The sequence below is a fragment of the Rhizobium sp. BK112 genome (assembly GCF_014193215.1).
GTDB classification, from domain to species: domain Bacteria; phylum Pseudomonadota; class Alphaproteobacteria; order Rhizobiales; family Rhizobiaceae; genus Rhizobium; species Rhizobium anhuiense.
In genome coordinates, this window is record NZ_JACHYZ010000008.1 from 84,365 (window position 1) to 107,539 (window position 23,175).

The window sequence follows — 23,175 nt, forward strand, 5'->3', positions numbered from 1 at the left end:
GGCGGAACCTGTCGCGTTGGTCATCGCTCAGAGGTATGTCTTCATGAGGTGGATCGCAAGCGCCATGCGAGATGTGAAAGGCGCAAGTGAGACGGGGGTGTCAGTCGCCCGCCGTGAAGAATTTCCATTTGCCCGCAGGTGTGATGCCGAGGCGGTAGAAATTATATCCGCCGAACTCCTGCATGTCGGAGAGATCGCCGGCGGTGACGATGCGCAGCAACTCGACGCGCTCCGGCGGCGTGAGCGACTTCAGATCCTTCTCGGCAAAATAGGGCCAGACATACATGTCGTCTGCTGTGCCCTGGCCGACATGCACGAAACCGGTCGAGACGATGTCGAGCATGATGGCAAGAATCTCGTCTCCGTCAGGATCGCCTGAAAGATCCTTCAGCGTGCCGATCGGATCGTCGGTCGGCTCGCCCACCGTCACCTGCGTCTGTTCGGCGCCGGTGCCCATCAGCGGCCGCAGCCGTTCGAGATCGCCGGAGGCGGCCGCCTCGACGATCTGCTCACGCATTTTGCGAACCGGCTCCGGCACCTTGCCGATATCGTAGATCACCTCGACGGGCTTGGAAGCATCCTGGGCGCCGGGCGTCTTGTCGACACCCTGATTGTTCTGGCTGTTGACCAGCGGATCAGCCATCGGAACACCGGGAGTGGTCCCGCCTTGCGGCTGGCTCTGTCCCTGAGCGTTTCCCTGCGCGGGCGGAGTGTCGTTGGCAGCCTGGCCCGGGATCTTGTGCAGTTCGGAAAGCGCATAGGCTGCCGGCGCGAGGAAAACATTGCCGGCGGCGAGGCTGAACGCAAGCAGCACCGGCGCGAGGGGAGTTCGCGAAATTTTCTCTTTACCGGGGCGCATCAATCTCTCTGATTGGTCGTTATTGCAGGGTGCGGTTCGCGGAGAATTCGCCGGCAAGCATGCGCTCACGCAGCGAATCCAGCAGGGCTTCGGCACTGTTTTCCCCATGCAATCTGATCGTCTCGCGCAGCGCATGCGCAATGGCGGCATCAGCGATGATTTCAGGCTCGATTCCGTCGGCCATGCCGTCGGCCCAAGCCTCGTTCTGGTACTCCAGAGCCGCCTGCATCTTTTCGTGGACGATCATGTCGTCGATGTCGTTGAGGCTTGCTTCCATTGTTTTTTCCTCAGAACTTCTCATGTCTTACTGCACCGTTAACAACACTAACAGCCTTTTCCCAAAACGACACGTCCGCATGCGAAAACAGGTTAATTTAAGGTTAATTTCCAAAGCGCGAGGTAATTTCTGTGGCGAGTGTTGCACCTTCGTTACGGTAGCGCTCTTCTGCCACGATGGCCGCCGGGGTGCAATCCGTATAGACCGAGGCGAAGGTGCGATAGCCGCGATTGAAGGCCGCTGTGAGCTTTTCCCGACGCTGCGGTTCGTTGCCGGTCTCCGAATCGAGCAGTTGCTGCATGCCGTCTCGCCACTCGTCGCCGCCCGCTGCCTTGCAGAGCGTTCTGAGATAATGCACCGATCCCAGCACTTCGGCGAGCCGCGCCAGCTTGTCATCATAGGGCACGGCTACAGCAGGCGGCGGCGCAATTTCCTCCTCCTGTGGAGGCGGCGTATTCTTGCCCTGCGCCATCGTGGGGCCGGCGAGCACGAGCAGGGCCAGGAAAACGCGTCGAACGGGAATCATGCTCGTAGTTGATACGCTGAGCATGACGGCAACAAGGCGTGCCTGAAAGTTTCCACTTCTATTCGCCGCCCGAAAGCCGCTCCGCGCATTCGAGCACGCTCTGCGGAACCGGCAGCCGCCGGATTTCCTCCACCGTGTACCAACCGAGGGCGGCCGCATCGTCGGCGGCTTCCGCCACCGCGTCCCGATCCGCGTCGACGCGAAAGACCGACAGCAGGAAATGGCTGTTGATGCTGCCGTCGGCCGCATGCGTCTTCAGGTCATAGGTCGAAAACAGCCGCGGATTGCGAGCGGAAATGCCGGTTTCCTCGCGGAATTCCCGCAATGCCGTTTCCTCCGGCGTTTCGCCGGGTTCGGCACGTCCGCCGGGAAAGGCATACATGTCGGCTGAAGGCGGGTTGCGTCGCAACACCAGAAGGAATCGTCCGTCACGTTCGAGAATGGCGGCGGAGCCGGGTTTGGCGGTGGATGTCATCGGGCCTGCTCTTGCTGTGATCGCCCATCTTATCGGATGAAGAGTGCGACGGGGATTCGAAAGGTGCTTCCGTGACCTACATCATCTTTGCGTTTGCCGCTCTCTTCGAGATCGCTGGCTGCTTTGCCTTCTGGGCATGGCTGAAGCTCGAAAAGCCCGCCTGGTGGCTGGCGCCGGGCATGGTCTCCCTGGCGCTTTTCGCCTGGCTTCTGACGCTGGTTCCGAGCGAGGCCGCCGGCCGTACCTTCGCAGCCTATGGCGGCATCTACATCCTCGCCTCGCTGCTCTGGCTGTGGCTGGTTGAGAGCCGCGTGCCGGACCGTTACGACATCGGCGGCGCGCTGATCTGCCTTGCCGGCGCCAGCCTCATCCTCTTCGCGCCGAGAGGTTGAGGCGCCTTGACCGGACACGAGCTGGGTGCAAAAACACGCCGATGTGTGGACGTTTCTCCCTGACAAGCTCCCGCGGCGACCTGCGCGATTTCTTCTCCGGTCTCGATCTCGACGATTTTCCGGCGCGCTACAATATTGCGCCGACGCAGCCGATCCTCGTCGTCATCGCGGGCGAGGGCAGGGAGCAGGGCAGCAATCTGCCCGACCGGCGCGCCGTGCTCGTGCGCTGGGGTCTCACGCCGGGCTGGGTCAAGGACCCGAAGGATTTCCCGCTGCTGATCAATGCGCGCTCCGAAACCGCGATCGGCAAAGCCTCCTTCCGCGCCGCCATGCGCCATCGCCGCGTGCTCATTCCGGCCTCCGGCTTCTATGAATGGCATCGCCCGTCCAAGGAAAGCGGCGAGCGGCCGCAGGCCTACTGGATCAGGCCGCGCCAGGGCGGGGTCATCGCCTTTGCCGGGCTGATGGAGACATGGTCCTCGGCCGACGGCTCCGAGGTCGATACCGGCGCGATCCTGACGACATCGGCCAATTCAGGCATATCGGCGATCCACGATCGCATGCCTGTCGTCATCAGACCTGAGGATTTCTCGCGCTGGCTCGATTGCAAGACGCAGGAACCACGCGACGTGGCCGACCTGATGCAGCCCGTTCAGGATGATTTTTTTGAGGCCGTCCCGGTCTCCGACAAGGTCAACAAGGTTGCCAATATGGGGCCGGACCTGCAGGATCCGGTTGTCATCGAAAAGCCGCTGAGGGCGCCCGAGAAGCAAAAGCCGGACGACGGCCAACTCAGCTTCTTCTGAACGATATCCTAAGATGTTCAGGGCCGCCGGCGGCCTGTCGGTGCCGACGTCTCACATCAGCGGCGGCGTCGCGTCGGCCATCAGGTTTTTCGGGTTGTGCTTATGTCGCCAGAGCGTTGTTAGGAGATTTCCGGCGATCGCCTCGTCACTCACTTCGTCAGCGGTGCCTAACGCATGTAACCCGAAAGCACGCATGATCCCAATTTGAAGTCTTCCGCCTCAAGCGGATTTCTTGACGCTGGTCGGCTTATGCTTTGCCATCAGCGATGCTGCGGCAACAGCCTTCAGGCCGACGGGGCGATAGTTGGCGGCGAGGTCTGGCTTGGCCGCCTGCTGTTCGCCGGTACTGCTCTTCTTCGAAGTCACGATACTCTCCTTACGTGGTTCTTCCCTGGGTATTTTATGGTTTGATGTTTGGTCACGAATAGCGACAAAACGGGGGCGTAGCTTATCAGGATTTGTAAACGCCGACCATAATTCGCGAGGCTTAACTGAAGCCTACGTTGGTTAATACTTACTGAAGGGAGCGGTTCCAATAAAAGCGCGAAAGCGGTTTTCTGGGGAAAAGCGCGCAACGGTTTTCACCGGGATAAAGCGCCTGCTTTCCCGGGGATAGCTGAGAATGAAGGAAAAGAAGCATTTCCGTCATTTGGAGAAATCCGGAAATGCTCGAAGATCAGATGTGCCGGCCGATATCGTCGTCGCCGACGCCGGGTTCCTCGATCGTCAGGGTTCCGTATTTCCGCTGCCATTTCCGTGCGCCGAAGGGAAGCGATACGAGGTAGGCGGCAACGGTAAAGACCATTACCTCCCAGGTGTAGCTCATCAGCAGCGCCACATAGAGCACGACGCCGAGCATCATCGGCAGCACGAGATCGCGCCGCAGACGGTTGCCTTCCGATTTGCCCGACCAGACCGGCAGCCGGCTGATCAGCAGGAAGGCGATCAGCACCGTGTAGATCGACGAGAGATAGGCGAAGGTGCGGTCCGTTGCCAGTCCGAGGAAGCCGAGATAGACCGGCAGCAGCACCAGCATGGCGCCGGCCGGCGCCGGCACGCCGACGAAATATTCCGATTGCCAGCTCGCCTTGTTCTCGCGTTCTGACATGACGTTGAAGCGGGCAAGGCGAAGCCCGGCGGCGATCGCATAGATCAGGGCGGCGATCCAGCCGAGCGAACGCGCCTGGTCGAGGGCGAAGACATAGACGACGAGGGCGGGCGCGACGCCGAAATTGACGATGTCGGCAAGCGAATCCATCTGCGCGCCGAACTTCGAGGTCGCCTTCATCAGCCGCGCCACGCGCCCGTCGATGCCATCGAGGAAGGCGGCGAGCAGCACCATGGCGACGGCGAGCTCGTAACGATTCTCGAAAGCCAGCCGGATGCCGGTCAACCCGGCGCAGATCGCCAGAATGGTGATGAGGTTCGGAAAGACGAGCCGGAGCGGGATTTCGCGCAGACGCGGGCCGCGGGCGGAATCATCCGGCCCATTGGGCTCGAAAGGCGGAAAAGGCGTTTCCATATCGCGTTCCAATCGTTCCTAAAGCAATTCCAGCAAGGCTGCCCAGCGGTCGCTTCCGTGAAAAGCTGAACCGCTTTAGCTGCGGCGGCTGATGACAGGACCCCTGGCGGAGGCGAATTCGGCAATCACGGTTTCGCCGGCAACTGCCGTCTGGCCGAGCGAGACGCGTGGTGCCGCACCGGCGGGCAGGAACACGTCGAGTCGCGAGCCGAAACGGATCAGCCCGAAGCGCTCGCCGGCATCCACCGGCTCGTTCGGGTTCGCCCAGCAGAGGATGCGCCGCGCCACCAGGCCGGCAATCTGCACGACGCCGATCTGGCCGTGGCGGGTTTCGATCACCAGTCCGTTGCGCTCGTTGTCCTCGCTCGCCTTGTCGAGTTCGGCGTTGACGAAGCTGCCGGGGCGGTAGTTGATGCTGACGATCCGCCCCCGCATTGGCGCCCGGTTCACATGGCAATTGAAGACGTTCATGAAGACCGAGATGCGCAGCATCGGCTCATTGCCGAGGTCGAGCTCGGCCGGCGGCGTCACCATCTGGATCGCCGAGACCTTGCCGTCGGCAGGAGAGATCACCAGATCGTCGTCCTGCGGGGTCACGCGCTCCGGATCGCGGAAGAAATAGGCGCACCACAGCGTGAAGATCATGCCGATCCAGAAGAGCGGCTTGAAGATCCAGCCCAAGACCAGCGATGCGACGAAGAAGGCGGCAACGAAGGGATAACCCTCCTTGTGCACGGGGACGATCGTGTTGCGAACCGTGTTGAACAGGCTCATGCTGCCGGTCTCCTTGCGTTGTCGTTTTTTGCTGGTTAGCGAAAAACCGTCTCCGGGGCAATGCTGTGGCCCTGGCCCCGGTTCCCATGCCGGGGTTCTGAACAACAAAAGCCGGCCGGCGCCGGTTTCCAGGTTCAGCTTGCCGGAGCAAGCCGCGTGATCACGCCCATGTCGTCGCTTTCGCGCACTTGCTTCAGATGTTCCTCCGCCTGTGTCGCCTCGCGCTGGCGGCTCCACATCGAGGCATAGAGGCCGTTCCTTTCGAGGAGGGCGGCATGTGTGCCGCGCTCGGCGATCTCGCCGCTTTTGAGCACGATGATTTCATCGGCGCTGATGACCGTCGAAAGACGGTGGGCGATAACAAGCGTCGTGCGGTTCTTCGAGACCACGTCGAGCGCCGTCTGGATCTCACGCTCCGTCGTCGTGTCGAGCGCCGACGTCGCCTCGTCGAGGATCAGGATCGGCGGCGCCTTGAGGATGGTGCGGGCGATTGCCACCCGCTGCTTCTCGCCGCCGGAAAGTTTGAGCCCACGCTCGCCGACCTTGGTTTCGAACCCCTCGGGCAGCGTTTCGATGAAATGCGCGATCTGCGCCACCTCGGCCGCCGCAAAGACCTCGCCGTCGCTGGCCGATGTGCGGCCGTAGCGGATGTTGTAGGCGACCGTGTCGTTGAAGAGCACCGTATCCTGCGGCACCATGCCGATATGAGAGCGCAGGCTCTTCTGCGTCACCGTGCGGATATCCTGGCCGTCGACGGTGATCGCGCCGCTCTGAATATCGTAGAAACGATAGAGCAGCCGTGACAGCGTCGATTTGCCGGCACCCGACGGACCGACGACGGCGACCGTCTTGCCGGCCGGCACCTCGAAGGAAATGCCCTTCAGGATCGGACGGGCCGGATCGTAGGCGAAGTGCACGTCCTTGAAAGAGATTGCGCCCTGGCCGATCCTGAGCTCGCTCGCATCGGGTGCGTCTTTGACCTCGGACTTCACCTCGAGCAGGTCGAACATCTGCTCGATGTCGGTCAGCCCCTGGCGAATTTCGCGGTAGACGAAGCCGATGAAGTTGAGCGGCACGGAAAGCTGCAGCAGCATCGAATTGACGAAGACGAAATCGCCGACCGTCTGCTCGCCGCGCTGCACCGCCAGTGCCGACAGCACCAGCATGATAGTCGTGCCGATGCCGAAGATGACGCCCTGGCCGAAGTTCAGCCAGCCGAGCGAGGTCCAGACATCGGTCGCCGCCTTTTCGTAGCGTTCCATCGATTTGTCGAAGCGCTTTGCCTCCATTTCCTCATTGCCGAAATATTTGACGGTCTCGAAATTGAGGAGGGAGTCGATCGCCTTGGTGTTGGCGTCGGTATCGCTGTCGTTCATCGACCGGCGGATGGCGATGCGCCAGTCGGATGCGCGGATCGTGAACCAGATATAGGCCCAGACGGTGAAGGCGGTGACGGCGAGATAGGAGAAACCGTAACCCCACCAGAAGATCACCGCCGTCAGCAGGAATTCGATGACGGTCGGGACCGAATTGAGGATCGTGAAGCGTACGATCGTCTCGATGCCCTTGGTGCCGCGCTCGATGATGCGCGAAAGCCCGCCGGTCTTGCGCTCGAGATGGAAGCGCAGCGACAGTTCGTGCATGTGCACGAAGGTCCTGTAGGCGAGTTGGCGCACCGCATGTTGCCCGACGCTGGCAAAGAGCGCGTCGCGCAGTTGGTTGAGGCCGAGCTGGATCAGCCGGGTGATGTTGTAGGCGATGACAAGGGCGATGGCGCCGGCAAAGAGCGGCGGCACGGAGCCGGCAAGATCCATCCTGCCGTTCAGCGCATCGGTCGACCACTTGAAGAAATAGGGAACCAGCAGCAATACGAATTTGGAGATCAGCAGGTAGACCGAGGCCCAGACGACGCGCATCTTGAGGTCGCTTCGGCCGGCCGGCCACATATAGGGCCAGAGGTTGAGAAGTGTGCGCAGCAGATTGGATTCCGAGACTGTCTTGCCGTTTGCCATGCTTATCTCCAGCCCGGACGAAATGTACCGTCGTAGCGGCGCTTCGATGCCGGCAAAGCGCGGAATCGGAATGTGCCTGAAGGCGTTTCCCACAACCCGCAGCCGCCAGATAGGGTGCCGCGCGGACGAATACAACACGTGCGGGCTTCAGGAAAAGAGAAGCCGGGCGGGTTATCCCGCCCGGCCTCGTCATGTTGTTGTTGGAGCTTAGAGCCGCTGACCGGAAAGACGCTTGCGGTGCAGCTCTTCGGCATTCGGCAACACATCCTTCGGCAGGCCGAAGATCTGGCCGGGGCGGATGCGATCGGGATTGATGATCTTGTCTTCGTTGGCGATGTAGATCGTCGTGTAGCGCACGCCGAGGCCATAGGTGCGGCGTGAGATCTGCCACAGCGTGTCGCCGCGGCGAATGATGACCGCCGCGTTGTTTGCCGTCAGCGGCGCCTGTTCGATCGTCTTCGGCTCATTGCTGCCGATGTCGTTTGCAGTGGGTGCCGCCGGAGCGGGTGCAGCGGTGAGTTCGGCAATCATGCCGCCCAGCCTGTCGAGTGCGGCGCCGACAGACTTCGCATCCCCGGGCAGGCTTTGCAGCAGCTTCAGCGCATTGCCGGCGACCTGCGACGAAGAGCCGGAGGCTTGTTTGAAGGCGTCCGGGGCATCGGCCGCCGGGCGGAAGTCGGCGACGGAGCGCAACGCGAATTCCGTTGCCGAGCGCGCCGCCGCAAGCTGTTCGGCGCCAGGCAGCTTGCCGTCGGCAAACAGCCCCTTCAGCAGCCCGAACGCCTTGCCGGCCTCGGCCTTGAGCTTGCCGAGCTCGCCTTCGTCGAGCGGCACCATCGAGGAGGCGCCACTCGCATCGGCCGGGACCGATTGCGCCGCGACCCTCACCTGATCGCCGGCCGGGCGATTGAAATTCACCGCCGCGCGCACGATCACTTTGCCTGTGGGGTCGACGACATCGACGCGGATTTTGTGGTCGCCGACCGAAAGCGCCACCACGCCGTCGATGACGAAATGACCGTCGGTGCCGGCCGTGTCCTGGCCGATGAGGTTGTCGTCTGCATAGCCGATGACCTTGGCATTGGAGCGCGTCGTGCCGGCAATGAAGATCTTGTTGCCCTCGATCTCGACGGCATTGACCATCACATCGGGCGCAGTCGTCTTGTCAGGTGCGGCCGTGGCGGGAGTGGCCGGTGCCGTATCCGTGCCGCCGGAGGTATCGGTGACACCAGGCGTCTGCAGCGCCAGGTCGCCGGTCGGCGCAGCCGCGGTTTCGCCCGCCGGCTTGTCCGCAGGCGGCGCCGCCGGATTGGAGGCATCGGCGACTTCGGTTCCGGCCTTCGGCGCGGTGATGATCCGGCTCGCCGCGCCGGGTTTGGAGACCATGGCGAGCAGGTTGGCGCCATTGCCGTCCTTCGGCACTGATATGGTCGCGACCTCTTCGGAAAGCGTGCTCTTGCCGTCCTTGTCCGTGAATTTGAGCACGAGCTGGTGGTCGCCGGCTGGAAGCGGATCGTCGAGGACGGCGGCAAAATCGCCGCTCGCATCGACATTAGCCGTCGTCACCACCTTTTCGCCGTCGAGCACCTCGAGTTTGCCGTTCGGTTCGGCGGAGCCGGCAATCACCGTCGAGCCGTCGGGTTCGACGCGCAAGACGTCGAAAGCCGGAAGCTTCGGTCCGGTATTCGCCGCCGCATTATTCGCAGTTGGGGCGGGCTCGGGCGCACCGGTCAGCGCGGCCTCGGCCCTGGCGACCGCGGCAGACGCATCGGCGATGTTCTCGGGCAGCGACTGAACGATGGCGAGCGCCTTTGCGCCGCCGTCCTTGGCCTTGGCGGCAAGGGTCTGGGTCGCGGGATCGAGACCCTCGGGGATGGCAAAATCGGCAAGTGCCGTCAATGCGTTGACGGCCTTGGTCTTGGCGGCGGTGAAGGCATCGATGGCGGGGCCTTTGCCATCGGCGAACAGCGCCTTGAGCTCGCTGAGCGACACGCCGGCATCGGCCGAAAGACGACCCACCTTATCGGCGACCGCAGCCGTGTCGGCGATGGTGGAGCGTGATGTCTTTGCCGCCTCGTTGACCGTGTTCTTGAGCTCCGTGCTTGCCTGGTTGATGGCGTCGCCGACCTTGGTTGCATCGCCGCCGATGCGCGGCATGACGAAAAACACCATCAATAGGATTGCGATTACGAGGACTGCAAGAGCCAGCAAGCCGGCACGGTTCTTCATCATTATGTCTCCCAAGGCGGCAATTTGCCGTAGTAACCAAAATTGCTAGCGATTCCCGTTGCTTTTCACAAGCATTCAAAGCAATTAGGCAAGCTAGGCATGCTGCTTTTCAGTCAATTTTCTTGACTGCATTGAAATGGAATAGTTGTTTGCCTCTATGACCGAACAATCTGTATCGATTCGATCCATCTGCGTTTACTGCGGCTCAAGGCCGGGACGCGATCCTTCCCACATGGCGGCCGGGCGTGCTCTCGGAAGAGAGATCGCCGAATACGGCCTGCGCCTCGTCTATGGCGGGGGTACCAAAGGCATCATGGGCGCGGTTGCGAGCGGCGTTCTTTCAGGCGGCGGTCAGGTGACGGGCATCATTCCCGAATTCCTGATCGATATGGAAGCGACTCGCCACTCGCTCGGTCAGCTCAACGAACTCATTGTAACCCCTGACATGCACGCGCGCAAACACACCATGTTCGAGCGCTCCGATGCTTTCGTCGCACTGCCCGGCGGCATCGGTACGCTGGAGGAGATCGTCGAGATCATGACCTGGGCGCAGCTCGGCCGCCACGAGAAGCCGATGGTCTTCGCCAACATCAACGGTTTCTGGGATCCGATGATGGAACTGATGCGCCATATGACCGAAGAGGGCTTCCTGCACACCGCCCACCGGGTTCAGCCGCTCGTCGTCGACGAGATCTCCGGCATCATCCCGGCGATCATGGCCCAGGCAGCCCAGCTCGCCGCCGATCGTGACGGCGAGGAGGACGTGATTTCGAAGATGTAGGGTTTCAATGCAGGTCGCCCCAGCGGTTTTGGGACAACGGCATGCATAGAACAAAGACCTGAAGCGCGTCGCGTGACTCCGGTTTGACGCGACGCCATTTGGCGCTTCAGCGTCCGCGGCTCCCCTTCAGCATCGACCAGCTATAGAGGAACAGCCCCGCCCAGATCAGCGGGAAGGCGATCATGCGCGCCGTGCCGAGTGGCTCGTGGAAGACGAAAACCGCGATCAGGAAGATCATTGTCGGCGCGATATACTGCATGATGCCGATCGTCGAGAGCTTCAGGAGCTTGGCGCCGTTCGCATAGATCATCAGCGGCACGGCGGTGATGACGCCGCAGCCGAGCAGCAGGGTCGTGTCGGCGAGGCCGGTGCGGTAGAGATGACCCTGGCCGCTGCCGAATTCGAGATAGAGGATATAGAGCAGGGCCGGGCCGCTCAGGATCAGCACTTCGAGGAAGAAGCCCTGGTTCGGCCCGAGCGGCAGCGTCTTGCGCAGCAGGGCATAAAAACCCCAGCTGATTGCCAGCGTCAGCGCCACCCACGGGATGCCGCCGCTATCCAGCGCGAGAACGGCGACGGCGAGGGCTGCCAGTCCGATCGCCGCCATCTGCAGCGGCTGCAGCTTTTCCTTGAGGATCACCGCGCCGAGACAGATGCTGAACAGCGGATTGATGAAATAGCCAAGCGCCGCATCGAGCGAATGGCCGGCGCCGATCGCCCAGACATAGGTGCCCCAGTTGACGGTGATCAGCGACGCCGTCAGCGCCCCCATCGCCAGCATGCGCGGCGAGCGGAGCGCGGCACGGATATCCCCGGTGCGTCCGAGCACGACCAGCACTAGGCCTGCCAGCGGCAGCGACCAGACGATGCGATGGGCGATCACCTCGGCCGGCGAAATATGCGCCACCGCCTTCATGTAGATCGGCAGGAAGCCCCAGAGCAGATAGGCCGTCAGCGCGAAGGCGAACCCGCGCGGACTGTCTTCGTTCTTGGCCAACGGAAGGGATGCATCGGTCGACATCGGTGTTTCCATCTTTGTTCTTCTTCTGATCCGGCCTAGCTTAAGCGCCGTGAATAGGCCAATTCATTTCGTTGAATGAAGGGTGAGAAGATCTGAAGCGCAAGACGCCGGCCGGCATTGGCCGCGGCGACGCCCGAAGGGGACGAACGGTATTTGGATGGGTCTTGTCGCCGAACCGGCGGAATAGACTTATTCCGCCGCGATCTTGCCCGCCAGCTGCCGGTTCTTCATCAGCTTATAGATGACTGAATCCATCAGCGCCTGGAACGAAGCGTCGATGATGTTCTCCGAGACGCCGACCGTCCACCAGCGCACGCCGTCGCTGTCGGTGGATTCGATCAGCACGCGGGTGATCGCCTCCGTGCCGCCATTGAGGATACGCACCTTGAAATCGGCGAGCACCAGATCGTCGATCTCGTGCTGGTACTTGCCGAAATCCTTGCGCAGCGCGAGGTCGAGCGCGTTGACGGGACCTTCGGCATCGGCAACCGACATCAGCGTTTGGCCGTCGATGGTAATCTTGACCACCGCTTCCGAGACGATCTTCACACGGCCAAGACTGTCGAAGCGGCGCTCGATCATGACGCGGAAGCCGTCGATGGTGAAGAATTCGGGGATCGTGCCGAGCGTGCGGCGCGCCAGCAGCTCGAAGCTCGCATCCGCGCCCTCATAGGCATAGCCCGTCGCCTCGCGTTCCTTGACGATCGAGATCAGCAGGTCGAGCTTCGGATCGTCCTTGGCGACCTCGATGCCGCGCCGTTTCAACGCATTGATGAAGTTTGCCTTGCCGCCCTGGTCCGACACCATGACCTTGCGGAAATTGCCGACGCTTTCCGGCGGCACATGTTCATAGGTGCGCGGATCCTTGAGCAGCGCCGAGGCGTGGATGCCGGCCTTGGTGGCGAAGGCGGAAGCGCCGACATAGGGCATCTGGTGATCGGGCGAGCGGTTGAGCAACTCGTCGAAGGCATGCGAGAGCCGGGTGAGGTTGAGCAGCCGCTCCTCGTCAATCGCCGTTTCGAAACGTGTATTGTAGGCGCTCTTCAGCGCCAAGGTCGGGATCAGTGTCACCAGATTGGCATTGCCGCAGCGCTCGCCGATGCCGTTCAGCGTGCCCTGGATCTGCCGGACGCCGGCTTCGACTGCGGCAAGCGAATTGGCGACCGCCTGGCCGGTGTCGTTATGTGCATGGATGCCAAGACAGTGGCCGGGAACACCCGAGGCGATCACCGCCTCGACGATCGCCCGCACCTCCGGGGGCTGCGTGCCGCCATTGGTATCGCAGAGCACGACCCAGCGTGCGCCGCTCTCATAGGCCGTCTTGGCGCAGGCGAGCGCATAGGCCGGATTGGCCTTGAAGCCGTCGAAGAAATGCTCGCAATCGACGATCGCCTCCTTGCCGGCGCCGACCGCCGCTTTGACGCTTTCGCCGATGCATTCGAGGTTTTCCTCATTGGTGCAGCCGAGCGCCACCGCGACGTGATAGTCCCAGCTCTTGGCGACGAAACAGATGGCGTCGCTCTTGGCCTGCAAGAGCCCCGCAATGCCGGGATCGTTGGACACCGAAATGCCTGCCCGTTTCGTCATGCCGAAGGCGACGAAACTGGCCCGGCTGGTGCGCTTCTCGCCGAAGAAGGCAGTATCCGTCGGATTGGCGCCGGGATATCCGCCCTCGACATAATCAAGGCCGAACTCGTCCAGCATGGCGGCGATCGCAATCTTATCCTCGACGGAGAAATCGATGCCGGGCGTCTGCTGCCCGTCCCGGAGCGTCGTGTCAAAGAGATAGATGCGTTCTTTCATGTCGTTTCCTCCCGCCAAGCGGGTGTTGTTTCTGTCGTGCGGATGCCCCCTCATCCGCGCTACGGGCACCTTCTCTCCGAGGGGAGAAGGGTAGCCACGTCGTTCGCCTTGTCCCCTCTACCCTCGGGGAGAGGGTTAGGGTGAGGGGGGCTTCACGGTGTGGCTTATGCCTTCCCGGCAAACTGATCCGTCGCCCGGATCAGCCGATCGAGAATCCCGGGCTCCGAATAGGCATGGCCCGCACCCTCGATCAGATGGAACTCCGCCTTCGGCCAGGCCTTGTGCAACTGCCAGGCATATCTAGCCGGGCAGGGCATGTCGTAGCGGCCATGCACGATGACGCCGGGAATATCCTTGAGCCTGCCGGCATCGCGGATCAGCTGTCCCTCGTCCATCCAGCCGGCATTGACGAAGAAATGGTTCTCGATGCGCGCAAAGGCATAGGCGAATTCCGGCTCCTCGAACTTGCCGCTCGTCGAAGGTTCGGGCAGCAGCGTGATCGTTTCGCCTTCCCAGATACTCCAGGCCTGCGCGGCCTCGAGGCGCACCTTCCTATCCTCGTGCGTCAGGCGGCGATGATAGGCATGCATCATCTCATGCCGCTCTTCCGGCGGAATGGGAGCGATGAAGCGCTCCCACTTATCCGGGAACATTTCCGAGACGCCGAATTGATAGTACCAGTCGAGCTCGGCCTTGGTCAGCGTGTAGATACCGCGCAGGATGAGCTCGGACACGTGCTGCGGATGCGTCTCGGCATAGGCGAGCGCCAGCGTAGAACCCCAGGAGCCGCCGAACACCTGCCAGCTGTCGACGCCGGCCATTTCGCGCAGCCGCTCGATATCGGCGACGAGGTGCCAGGTCGTGTTGGCATTGAGATCCGCATGCGGCGTCGACCTGCCGCAACCGCGCTGGTCGAACAGCATGACGTCGTAAAGCGCGGGATCGAAAAGCCGGCGGTGTGCGGGCGAAAAACCGCCGCCCGGACCGCCATGGAGGAAGACGGCGGGCTTGGCGCCAGGCGTACCGGAGCGCTCCCAATAGATCACATGGCCATCGCCGACATCGAGATGGCCGGACGCATAGGGTTCGATTTCCGGATAGAGCGTGCGCAGGATCTCGGTCATATCTTCACGCCTTTCGCGGGCCAGACTTCTGTGTCGTGATCGGGATGCTGGAAGGAGATGATCGCCTCCTGCCGGGCGTAGAAATCCTGATCCTTCAGCACCGGCGCCTTGAAGATTTCCTCGACCCAGGGCAGGCGGGCCTCGTAGTTGACCTGGATCAGCGGTGCGAGGTCGCTGCGGTCGTCGAAGGTGCCGATCGCAAGCTCCAGTCCGCCCGGATGACGATAGGTCATCGGGGTGCCGCAATTGCTGCAGAAGCCGCGATCGATATTGACCGAGGACTGGAAGTAGCTCGGCTCGCCGCGCGTCCACTCCATGCCTTCCTCAGGCGCGGTGACGAGCGCCGAGAAAAAGCCGCCGAACTGCTTCTGGCACATGCGGCAATGGCAGATCGAGGGACGCCCCAACTTGCCTGAGATGCGGAAGCGCACGGCGCCGCACTGGCATCCGCCTGTCTTGATCGTGTCCGTCATGAGGTCTCTCCGAAAGGCCAGCTTTTCGTGTCGTGGTCGGGGTGCTGATGATTGCTCGCCGCGATCGCATTCTCGCGGTCGGGCGTCTCAGGCTCCGGTTCGAGCGGCAGGCCGTCCAGCGCATGAAACCAGGACATCTTCTGGCCGGTATTCGATTGCGCCACCGGCCTGACCGCGTCGGGCTCGTCGAGCGAGCCGAGCGTGAGGTTGATGAAGTCTTCGCCCGGAATGTCGTAGAACAGCGGCGTGCCGCAATCGCCGCAGAAACCGCGCCGCACCAGATCCGAGGACTGGAACCATTTTGGCGCGCCGCGCGTCATGGTGAAATCGCTGCGCTTCACGCCGGCCAGCGGCATGAAATAATTGCCGGCCGCCTTCTGACACATGCGGCAATGGCAAAGATGGGGATAGCCGAGTTCGCCTTTGGCGCGGTAACGCACCGCCCCGCATTGGCACCCGCCGCTTTTGTCCGTTTCCGTCGTCATTCGAGCTCCTTGGGGGGGCATGCCTGCGTCTCATGATCTGGATGCTGGTAGGAGACAAGCTCGAGCAGGAAGGGAGCGGCTTGCACATCCTCCTCCGTCCTGTGCCCCGGCAATTCGTGCAGATGATCGACGAAACCGATCTTGCCCTCGACGCCGAATTGGACCAGCGGCGGAAACGCCGAAGGATCGTCGAAGGCGCCCGCGGCAATCGCCATTCCATCCGGCGCTTCGTAGGTGAGCGGCGTGCCGCAATCGCCGCAGAAGCCGCGCTCGACGAAATTGGAAGAGCGAAATCTTTTCCGCTCTCCGCGGGTCCATTCGAAATCGGCACCGCGCACCGAGACCAGCGGCGCATAATAAGCCCCGAACGCCTTCTGGCACATGCGGCAATGACAGATCGACGAATCCTTGATGTCCCCGCTGACCCGGAAACGGATCGTCCCGCATTGGCAGCCGCCGGTGTAGGTGGTCATCTCTTGACCTCCCACGTCGTCACGCGCTCGCCTGTCACCGGATCCTTGCCGTCTTTCAGCTGGATACCCTTTGCCGTCAGTTCGTCGCGGATCTTGTCGGCCTCGGTGAAGTTCTTCGCCTTCAGCATTTCGAGACGCATGGCGACCAGCGCATCGATCGCCGATGCGACGGCTTCGTCGATCTCCATCTTTTTCGGCAGCAGGCCCAGAAGGTCGGCCGTTGCCGCAAAGGTGGCGCCCACGGCGGGATCCGTATGGGCGGCCTGCGCCAGTGCATGCAATGCCTGCACCGCCGCCACCGTGTTGAGATCGTCCGCCAGCGCATTCAGCACGCTTTCATCGGGCGCCGCGTCGCCGGCTTCTGTGGCCGGCCATTTGGCGAGCAGACGTTCGGCCTCTTCCAGTCGCTTGATCGAGAAATCGATCGGCTCGCGGTAATGCGTCATCAGCATGGCAAGGCGCAGCACCTGGCCCGGCCATTGGCGGCCGCCGAAAGTATCCGTGTGCAGCAATTCGTGGATGGTGACGAAATTGCCTTCGGATTTCGACATCTTGCGGCCTTCGACCTGCAGGAACCCGTTATGCATCCAGACATTCGCCATCACTTGGGTACCATGGGCGCAGCGCGACTGGGCGATCTCGTTTTCATGGTGCGGGAAGATCAGGTCCAGCCCGCCGCCGTGAATGTCGAAGACATCGCCGAGATAACGCTTGCTCATCGCAGAGCATTCGATGTGCCATCCAGGCCGGCCGCGGCCCCACGGGCTCTCCCAGCCGGGCTCGTTGTGGCTCGACAGTTTCCAGAGCACGAAATCGCCCGGGTTCTTCTTATGCGCGTCGACGGCGATGCGCGCACCTGCCTGCTGCTCGTCGAGCGGACGCTTCGAAAGCTGACCGTAATCCGCCATGGATTTGGTGTCGAACAGCACTTCGCCCGATGCGACATAGGCATGGCCGTTACCGATCAGCTTCTCGATGATCTCGATCATCTCGGCGATGTTGTCGGTGGCGCGCGGTTCGAAATCCGGCTCCAGGCAGCCGAGTTCGGCGACATCGGCGTGAAATTGCGTTTCGGTTTTTTCGGTGACCGCGCGGATCGCCTCATTGAGTGGCAGGCCCGGGTGGTCCCGAAGTGCGCGCGCATTGATCTTGTCATCGACGTCGGTGATGTTGCGGGCGTAAATGACGTGGTCTTTGCCGTAGACATGACGCAGCAGCCGGAACAGCACATCGAAGACGATGACCGGCCGGGCATTGCCGATATGAGCGAAGTCATAGACGGTCGGCCCGCAGACATACATGCGGACAGCGTCGGGATCGATCGGCGAAAACACCGATTTTTCCCGTGTCAGCGTGTTGTACAGCTTCAGTTCCGGCGTCGCGTCCATTCCACTCTCCCAAAGGCACGATCAGAAAAATAATGCGACCGGCGGACCGGGGCGTTTCGCATCTTGACTATTTGGGAGACGAAAACGGCCGGGCCAGCGCTCGCGCTAGCGAATAATCTTCCGGCAGATAATGCAGATAACCGTTTTCATGGCGGGTTTTATGGCCCGGTTCGCGCTTCCGGTCAAGGGGGACGAAGAGCGATCGGCGGCAACAGGATCCATCCATCCGATTCTGCCATTTTCGCGGCGCAAATCTCGCATAGCCAGATGAGAAGCTGTCGAAAATTGGGGGGAAGGGATGCGGAAACTGGCTCGATCGACGATCGGAGCAACTGCAATTCTGGTGGTCGCATTCGCGGCATATCTGGCATACGATTTCGGGATGCTTCGCTTCAACAATCCCTCTCTCGACAGCTATCCGATCCAAGGCATCGATGTCAGCCATCACCAGGGTGATATCGATTGGAAGGCGGTCGCTACGCAGGCGAATGTCCGCTTCGCCTTCATGAAGGCGACCGAAGGGGGAGATCATCGGGATTCCAAATTCGCCGACAACTGGCAGCGCGCCAGAGATGCCGGCGTGGTCAGGGGCGCTTATCATTTCTTCACCTTCTGCCGCCCGGGCAGGGATCAGGCGCAGAATGTCCTGGCGACCGTGCCGAAGGAGCAGGGAACCCTGCCCATCGCCGTCGATCTGGAGTTTGTCGGCAATTGCAACAGAGTCCCGACGCTCGAGGAAATGGCGGCCGAGGTGAGCGCCTTCTTCGCCGAACTGAAAGTCACCTTTCCCGAAAAGCCTATCTTTTACGTCACGCAGGAATTCTTCGATCAATATCTGAAAGGCAATGAATCCCGCTTCCCCGATCATTACCTGTGGCTGCGAAGCGTGTTCAGGGAGCCGAGGCAGGAAGAATGCAGCCGTTGGTCGATCTGGCAATTTGCCGATAACGGCACATTGGACGGCATTCAGGGACCGGTGGATCTCAACGTCCTATGCCCGTCGGAAACGGGCCTGGCGCATCTGTTCCCGGCCGTTGCTGCGAAGTGAGACGTCTATAGCGCCGCGCGTCTTTCTATTCCGGCAGCCGGTAATCGACGAGCTTGTTTTCCCGCACCATAAACAGTTTGCCCGTCTCCGTTACTCCGGGACCGAGCAACGGCAGGATCGCCTTCGCCACTTCGGATGGATGCGGCAATGTCTGCGGATCTTCGCCGGGGACCGCCTGCGCCCGCATCGCGGTGCGTGTCGCGCCGGGATCGACGCTGGTGATCCGCAGCGGTGTGCTTTGACTTTCGCCCGCCCATGTGCGCGCCAGCGCCTCGACGGCGGCCTTGGAGGCAGAATAGGCGCCCCAGAAGGGGCGGCATTTATGGGCAGCGCCTGAAGACAGGATGACCGCTCGGCCGGCATCGGAACGGGCGAGCAGCGGATCGACCGAGCGGATCAGCCGCCATGTCGCGGTGACGTTGATGCTCATCACCTTCTCGAACACTTTCGCTTCGATATGGCCGATCGGCGAAATGACGCCGAGCACGCCGGCATTGGCGACGAGGATGTCGAGCTTGCCCCAGCGCTCGAAGATCGAGCCGCCGAGCGCATCGATCGCATTCATGTCGGCAAGGTCGAAGGGCACGAGCGTCGCCGTGCCGCCGACGGCCTTGATCGCATCGTCGAGATCCTCGAGCCCGCCGACCGTGCGGGCGCAGGCAATCACATGGGCGCCGGCTTTGGCCAGTTCCAGCGCCGTAAAATAGCCGATGCCGCGCGACGCGCCGGTGACGAGTGCGATCTTGCCCTCAAGATTGATGTTCATGATGTCGTATTCCCCGACGAAGGGAGAGGGGTGCGGTGAACCCCTCCGGGATGGATGATAGGAAAGCCGGCCCCGGTCAGCCGTTGCTTGTCAGCCGTTGCTGGCAAGCATCGAAAGCTTGTTGCCCATCGACTCGCCGTTCTTGTCGAGTAGGCGGGTCGGGTAGTCACCGGTGAAATAGTGATCGGTGAATTGCGGCCGGGCCGGATTGCGATCCTCGCCGCCGACGGCGCGGTAAAGCCCGTTGATCGACAGGAAAGCCAGCGAATCCGCACCGATATATTTGGCCATGGCTTCGACATCGGCATACTGGTTTGCCAGCAGCTTTTCGGCATCGGGCGTGTCGATGCCGTAGAAATCCGGGAAGAAGATCATCGGGCTTGCGACGCGGACATGGACTTCGCGCGCGCCGGCTTCGCGGATCATCTGGACGATCTTGAGAGAGGTCGTGCCGCGCACGATGGAATCGTCCACCAGCACCACTCGCTTGCCTTCGATCATCGCCCGGTTGGCCGAATGCTTCAGCTTCACGCCGAAGGCGCGGATCTGCTGCGTCGGCTCGATGAAGGTACGGCCGACATAATGGTTGCGGATGATACCGTATTCGAAGGGAATGCCGCTCTGCTGGGCATAGCCGAGCGCTGCTGGCGTGCCGCCATCCGGCACCGGCACGATCACGTCGGCATCGACGGGCGATTCCTTGGCGAGGTTCATGCCCATGTTCTTGCGCGTCGTATAGACGTTGCGGCCGCCGACGACCGAATCCGGCCGGGCGAAATAGACATATTCGAACAGGCAGAGGCGCTCCGGCTGCGGCTTGCTGGGCTTGCGCGCATCGATGCTGATCGAGCCGTCGGGCTGGATTTCGCAGATGACGACTTCGCCGTTTTCCACGTCGCGGATGAACTTGGCGCCGATGATATCGAGCGCGCAGGTTTCCGAGCAGAAGATCGGCTTGCCGTCGAGTTCGCCCAGCACGAGCGGGCGGATGCCTGTGGGGTCACGGGCGGCAATCAGCTTCGTGCGCGTCATGGCGAGCATCGAATAGCCGCCTTCCATCTGGCGGATCGCATCGATGAAGCGGTCGGATGTGGACGCATGGCGCGAGCGGGCAATGAGGTGGAGGACGACTTCCGTGTCGGAGGTCGACTGACAGATGGCGCCGGTGGCGATGATCTGGCGGCGCAGCGTCAGGCCATTGGTGAAATTGCCGTTATGGGCAATGGCGATGCCGCCTTCTTCCAGTTCGGCAAAGAGCGGCTGCACGTTGCGCATGGCCACTTCGCCTGTCGTCGAGTAGCGCGTATGGCCGATCGACATGCTGCCCGGCAGGCGGGCGAGCGTCATCGGATTGGTATAGTGGTCGCCGACGAGGCCCATATGGCGCTCTTGATAAAAGCGCTTGCCGTCGAAGGAGACGATGCCGGCCGCTTCCTGTCCGCGATGCTGAAGCGCATGCAGGCCAAGCGCCGTGAGCGCTGCGGCATCGGGATGTCCCAAAATTCCGAATACCCCGCATTCTTCATGCAGCGTATCTCCGTCGAGCGGATCGTCGGTCGGGATGGCATGGGACTGGTTCATTTCTGCGGGCCTCTGCTCTCACAAGAATGGATCGGCATTTCCAGAAATAACGGAAGCCCGGCGGAGCTGGAATGCCCGACCGGACCCTCATTCACATTCCGCTCAAATGGCAATTGCCTTAAGGCGGGTCAAGCTCTTGAACACTGTGTCAATTCGCCGGCTGCTGTGCGCCGTCTGCAGGCGCATTCGGTGCGTCTTCCGCTGGAGCCTGGTCGCCCGTCGGCGGCGTGGTACCCTCAGTGCCCTGTGCCTGCGGCTGAAGCTTATCACGGATGCTCGCCGGTATCATCTGGGCAAATTGCTCCGGCAGAGCCGATTTCAGCTTCACGACCATCGAATCCAGGAAGGGTTTCGATTTGGCTTCGTTGACCCAGGCCGGGCGGTGATCGACATCGACCAGCCAGTTCCAGAAGGCGACGGCAACGACCAGGAGCAGCACGCCGCGGGCTGCCCCGAACAGGAAACCGAGCGTGCGATCAAGCGCGCCGACGCGGCTGTCGATGATGAAATCGGCGATCTTCATCGTGATGAAGGAGATGACGATGAGCGCGATCAGGAAGACGACCGCTGCCGAACCGATGATCGCGATGCGGTCGTCATCGGTGTATTTCTTCGCATAGGGCAGCAGGTAGGGATAGAGGTAATAGGCCGCCGCCGCCGAACCGCCCCAACTCGCGATCGAGAGGATCTCGCGCGAAAAGCCGCGGACCATCGCCAGCACGGCGGAGAAGAGCACGACGCCGATGACAATACCGTCGAAAATCGTAATGGGCATGTAAATTCAACTCCAGGACTGCCGCTTGGCGGCCGTGTCGTGCCTTATCGTGTGCCTCCTATATCATCACCAATCTTGGCAATGAAAGGATCAAACCTCGTCTTCCACACGCAACGCCCCCTTCGACCCGGCGATGCGCGCGACCAGATCCGGCAGGCTTTCGACCTCGCTCCAGCGCCCGCCGGAACCCTTCGGCAATTCGGCGGAGGCGGATGGAAGCAATGCTGCGGAAAAACCCAGCTTCTCGGCTTCCTTGAGGCGCTGGGCGGTGTGCGCAACCGGCCGGATGGCGCCCGACAGGCTGACTTCGCCGAAATAGACGCAATCGGCAGGAAGGGCAATACCGGCAAGCGAGGAAACGAGCGCCGAAGCGACGGCCAGATCGGCCGCCGGTTCGGTGATGCGGTAACCGCCGGCAACGTTGAGGTAGACGTCGTGCTGGCCGAGCCGGACGCCGCAATGGGCTTCGAGCACGGCCAGGATCATCGATAGCCGGGCCGAATCCCAGCCGACCACGGCGCGCCGCGGCGTGCCGAGCGAGGTCGGCGCCACCAGCGCCTGCACCTCGACGAGCACCGGACGTGTGCCTTCCATGCCGGCAAAGACGGCAGCACCTGGCGATTTTTCGTTGCGCTCGCCGAGGAAGAGCTCCGAGGGATTGGCGACTTCGCGCAAGCCCTTGTCGGACATTTCGAAGACGCCGATCTCGTCGGTCGGGCCGAAGCGGTTCTTGACCGTGCGCAGGATGCGGTAGTGATGGCCGCGATCGCCTTCGAAATAGAGCACGGCATCGACCATGTGCTCGACGACGCGCGGGCCGGCGATCTGCCCGTCCTTGGTCACATGCCCGACGAGCACCATGGCGGCCCCCGTCTGCTTGGCGAAACGGATCATCGCCTGCACGCCGGTGCGCACCTGCGTCACCGTTCCCGGCGCGGATTCGGCCAGTTCGCTCCACAGCGTCTGGATGGAATCGATGATGACGAGGTCCGGCCGCTTGCCCTCGGCGAGGGTCGCGAGAATATCCTCGACATTGGTTTCGGCCGCCAGCATCACGTCGGTATCGGCCGCCGCGAGGCGTTGCGCCCGCAGCCGGACCTGCGCCACGGCTTCTTCGCCGGAGACGTAGATGATCTTGTGGCCGCGCCGTGCAAGGGCGGCGGCCGCCTGCATCAGCAGCGTCGATTTGCCGATGCCGGGATCGCCGCCGATCAGCACCGCCGAGCCGCGCACGAAGCCGCCTCCAAGCGCCCGGTCGAGCTCCGACATGGCGGTGTGGATGCGCGGCGCCTCCTCGATCTCGCCGGATAGCGCCGTCAGCGCCACCGGGCGGCCCTTTTTCGGCGTCTTGCCCGGACCGGAGCCGATCCCGCCCATCGGGTCCTCTTCGACGATGGTGTTCCACTCGCCGCAGTTTTCGCATTTGCCGGCCCAGCGGTTATGAACCGTGCCGCAATTCTGGCAGATGAATTGTGTCCTGGCCTTCGCCATCAATTACTCTTTCAGTCCGGATTCCCGAGGCAAGCAGACGCGCCGCTTCATCGAATCATTGTCGTGCTTGAGATAATGGCTATCGCGACGGATC

At 62.1% G+C, this 23,175-nt stretch carries 24 protein-coding genes; 4 read left to right on the top strand and 20 right to left on the bottom strand.

Features of this window, described 5'->3' with window-relative positions:
* Positions 1-100 precede the first annotated feature (100 nt).
* From FHT75_RS21615 to FHT75_RS21630, 4 genes are all read right to left on the bottom strand, one after another.
* A complete protein-coding gene (locus tag FHT75_RS21615) occupies positions 101-859 on the bottom strand; it encodes a hypothetical protein (RefSeq protein ID WP_063474245.1) in 759 nt (252 codons plus the stop codon).
* A gap of 19 nt (positions 860-878) precedes the next feature.
* On the bottom strand, positions 879-1,136 hold the full coding sequence (locus FHT75_RS21620; RefSeq protein ID WP_047616277.1) for a hypothetical protein: 258 nt from the start codon (positions 1,134-1,136) through the stop codon (positions 879-881).
* Positions 1,137-1,239: 103 nt separating this feature from the next.
* Positions 1,240-1,686, bottom strand: coding sequence for a TIGR02301 family protein (locus tag FHT75_RS21625; protein WP_063474246.1), 447 nt, complete (start codon positions 1,684-1,686; stop codon positions 1,240-1,242).
* Between the two features lie 34 nt (positions 1,687-1,720).
* The gene (locus FHT75_RS21630; RefSeq protein ID WP_047616281.1) at positions 1,721-2,137 is read right to left on the bottom strand and encodes an NUDIX hydrolase; all 417 of its coding nucleotides are present in this window, start codon (positions 2,135-2,137) and stop codon (positions 1,721-1,723) included.
* Between the two features lie 71 nt (positions 2,138-2,208).
* Here FHT75_RS21630 and FHT75_RS21635 point away from each other — a divergent pair, with 71 nt between their 5' ends.
* Both FHT75_RS21635 and FHT75_RS21640 read left to right on the top strand, forming a co-directional pair.
* Positions 2,209-2,529, top strand: coding sequence for a YnfA family protein (locus FHT75_RS21635; RefSeq protein WP_047616284.1), 321 nt, complete (start codon positions 2,209-2,211; stop codon positions 2,527-2,529).
* Between the two features lie 41 nt (positions 2,530-2,570).
* Entirely contained in the window at positions 2,571-3,335 is a 765-nt protein-coding gene (locus tag FHT75_RS21640; protein WP_063474247.1) for an SOS response-associated peptidase, read from the top strand.
* Between the two features lie 219 nt (positions 3,336-3,554).
* On the opposite strand, the gene FHT75_RS21645 is transcribed toward FHT75_RS21640, so the two are convergent.
* The 5 genes from FHT75_RS21645 to FHT75_RS21665 form a co-directional block, all read right to left on the bottom strand.
* Positions 3,555-3,701 (bottom strand): hypothetical protein, encoded by a 147-nt coding sequence (locus FHT75_RS21645; protein ID WP_003558132.1) that lies wholly within the window; start codon positions 3,699-3,701, stop codon positions 3,555-3,557.
* 310 nt (positions 3,702-4,011) lie between these two features.
* Positions 4,012-4,857 carry a CDP-diacylglycerol--serine O-phosphatidyltransferase gene (gene pssA, locus FHT75_RS21650; RefSeq protein ID WP_048338675.1) on the bottom strand — a complete coding sequence of 282 codons (846 nt, stop codon included), beginning with the start codon at positions 4,855-4,857 and terminating at the stop codon, positions 4,012-4,014.
* Positions 4,858-4,932: 75 nt separating this feature from the next.
* Complete coding sequence (locus FHT75_RS21655) at positions 4,933-5,868, bottom strand: phosphatidylserine decarboxylase (protein WP_280949751.1); 936 nt, start codon at positions 5,866-5,868, stop codon at positions 4,933-4,935.
* Positions 5,766-7,643 (bottom strand): ABCB family ABC transporter ATP-binding protein/permease, encoded by a 1,878-nt coding sequence (locus tag FHT75_RS21660; RefSeq protein WP_063474249.1) that lies wholly within the window; start codon positions 7,641-7,643, stop codon positions 5,766-5,768. Before FHT75_RS21660 ends, FHT75_RS21655 begins: the two co-directional genes overlap by 103 nt.
* Positions 7,644-7,850: 207 nt before the next feature.
* The gene (locus tag FHT75_RS21665) at positions 7,851-9,875 is read right to left on the bottom strand and encodes a LysM peptidoglycan-binding domain-containing protein (RefSeq protein WP_063474250.1); all 2,025 of its coding nucleotides are present in this window, start codon (positions 9,873-9,875) and stop codon (positions 7,851-7,853) included.
* Between the two features lie 154 nt (positions 9,876-10,029).
* Here FHT75_RS21665 and FHT75_RS21670 point away from each other — a divergent pair, with 154 nt between their 5' ends.
* A complete protein-coding gene (locus FHT75_RS21670) occupies positions 10,030-10,653 on the top strand; it encodes a TIGR00730 family Rossman fold protein (RefSeq protein ID WP_080759971.1) in 624 nt (207 codons plus the stop codon).
* A gap of 106 nt (positions 10,654-10,759) precedes the next feature.
* Here the strand turns inward: FHT75_RS21670 and rarD are convergent, their stop codons facing one another.
* From rarD to cysS, 7 genes are all read right to left on the bottom strand, one after another.
* Positions 10,760-11,674 (bottom strand): EamA family transporter RarD, encoded by a 915-nt coding sequence (gene rarD, locus FHT75_RS21675; RefSeq protein ID WP_063474251.1) that lies wholly within the window; start codon positions 11,672-11,674, stop codon positions 10,760-10,762.
* A gap of 189 nt (positions 11,675-11,863) precedes the next feature.
* Entirely contained in the window at positions 11,864-13,477 is a 1,614-nt protein-coding gene (gene cimA / locus FHT75_RS21680) for a citramalate synthase (RefSeq protein WP_047616297.1), read from the bottom strand.
* Between the two features lie 164 nt (positions 13,478-13,641).
* Positions 13,642-14,601 carry a prolyl aminopeptidase gene (gene pip, locus FHT75_RS21685; RefSeq protein WP_028756966.1) on the bottom strand — a complete coding sequence of 320 codons (960 nt, stop codon included), beginning with the start codon at positions 14,599-14,601 and terminating at the stop codon, positions 13,642-13,644.
* A complete protein-coding gene (locus FHT75_RS21690) occupies positions 14,598-15,074 on the bottom strand; it encodes a GFA family protein (RefSeq protein WP_028756965.1) in 477 nt (158 codons plus the stop codon). Before FHT75_RS21690 ends, pip begins: the two co-directional genes overlap by 4 nt.
* Positions 15,071-15,559, bottom strand: coding sequence for a GFA family protein (locus tag FHT75_RS21695; RefSeq protein WP_063474252.1), 489 nt, complete (start codon positions 15,557-15,559; stop codon positions 15,071-15,073). The genes FHT75_RS21690 and FHT75_RS21695 overlap by 4 nt, the downstream gene beginning before the upstream one ends.
* Positions 15,556-16,032 (bottom strand): GFA family protein, encoded by a 477-nt coding sequence (locus FHT75_RS21700; RefSeq protein WP_063474253.1) that lies wholly within the window; start codon positions 16,030-16,032, stop codon positions 15,556-15,558. Before FHT75_RS21700 ends, FHT75_RS21695 begins: the two co-directional genes overlap by 4 nt.
* Positions 16,029-17,420, bottom strand: a complete 1,392-nt coding sequence (gene cysS, locus FHT75_RS21705) for a cysteine--tRNA ligase (protein WP_063474254.1) — start codon at positions 17,418-17,420, stop codon at positions 16,029-16,031. The genes FHT75_RS21700 and cysS overlap by 4 nt, the downstream gene beginning before the upstream one ends.
* A gap of 298 nt (positions 17,421-17,718) precedes the next feature.
* Between cysS and FHT75_RS21710 the strand changes: the two genes are divergently transcribed.
* Positions 17,719-18,468: a GH25 family lysozyme gene (locus FHT75_RS21710; RefSeq protein WP_028756961.1), complete on the top strand. Its 750-nt coding sequence runs from the start codon at positions 17,719-17,721 to the stop codon at positions 18,466-18,468.
* A gap of 25 nt (positions 18,469-18,493) precedes the next feature.
* Here the strand turns inward: FHT75_RS21710 and FHT75_RS21715 are convergent, their stop codons facing one another.
* From FHT75_RS21715 to radA, 4 genes are all read right to left on the bottom strand, one after another.
* The gene (locus FHT75_RS21715) at positions 18,494-19,234 is read right to left on the bottom strand and encodes an SDR family NAD(P)-dependent oxidoreductase (RefSeq protein WP_028756960.1); all 741 of its coding nucleotides are present in this window, start codon (positions 19,232-19,234) and stop codon (positions 18,494-18,496) included.
* A 90-nt stretch (positions 19,235-19,324) separates the two neighbouring features.
* Positions 19,325-20,815, bottom strand: a complete 1,491-nt coding sequence (gene purF, locus FHT75_RS21720; protein ID WP_028756959.1) for an amidophosphoribosyltransferase — start codon at positions 20,813-20,815, stop codon at positions 19,325-19,327.
* Positions 20,816-20,963: 148 nt separating this feature from the next.
* Positions 20,964-21,590: a CvpA family protein gene (locus FHT75_RS21725; RefSeq protein WP_028756958.1), complete on the bottom strand. Its 627-nt coding sequence runs from the start codon at positions 21,588-21,590 to the stop codon at positions 20,964-20,966.
* A gap of 90 nt (positions 21,591-21,680) precedes the next feature.
* Positions 21,681-23,081 carry a DNA repair protein RadA gene (gene radA, locus FHT75_RS21730; protein ID WP_028756957.1) on the bottom strand — a complete coding sequence of 467 codons (1,401 nt, stop codon included), beginning with the start codon at positions 23,079-23,081 and terminating at the stop codon, positions 21,681-21,683.
* Positions 23,082-23,175: the final 94 nt, after the last annotated feature.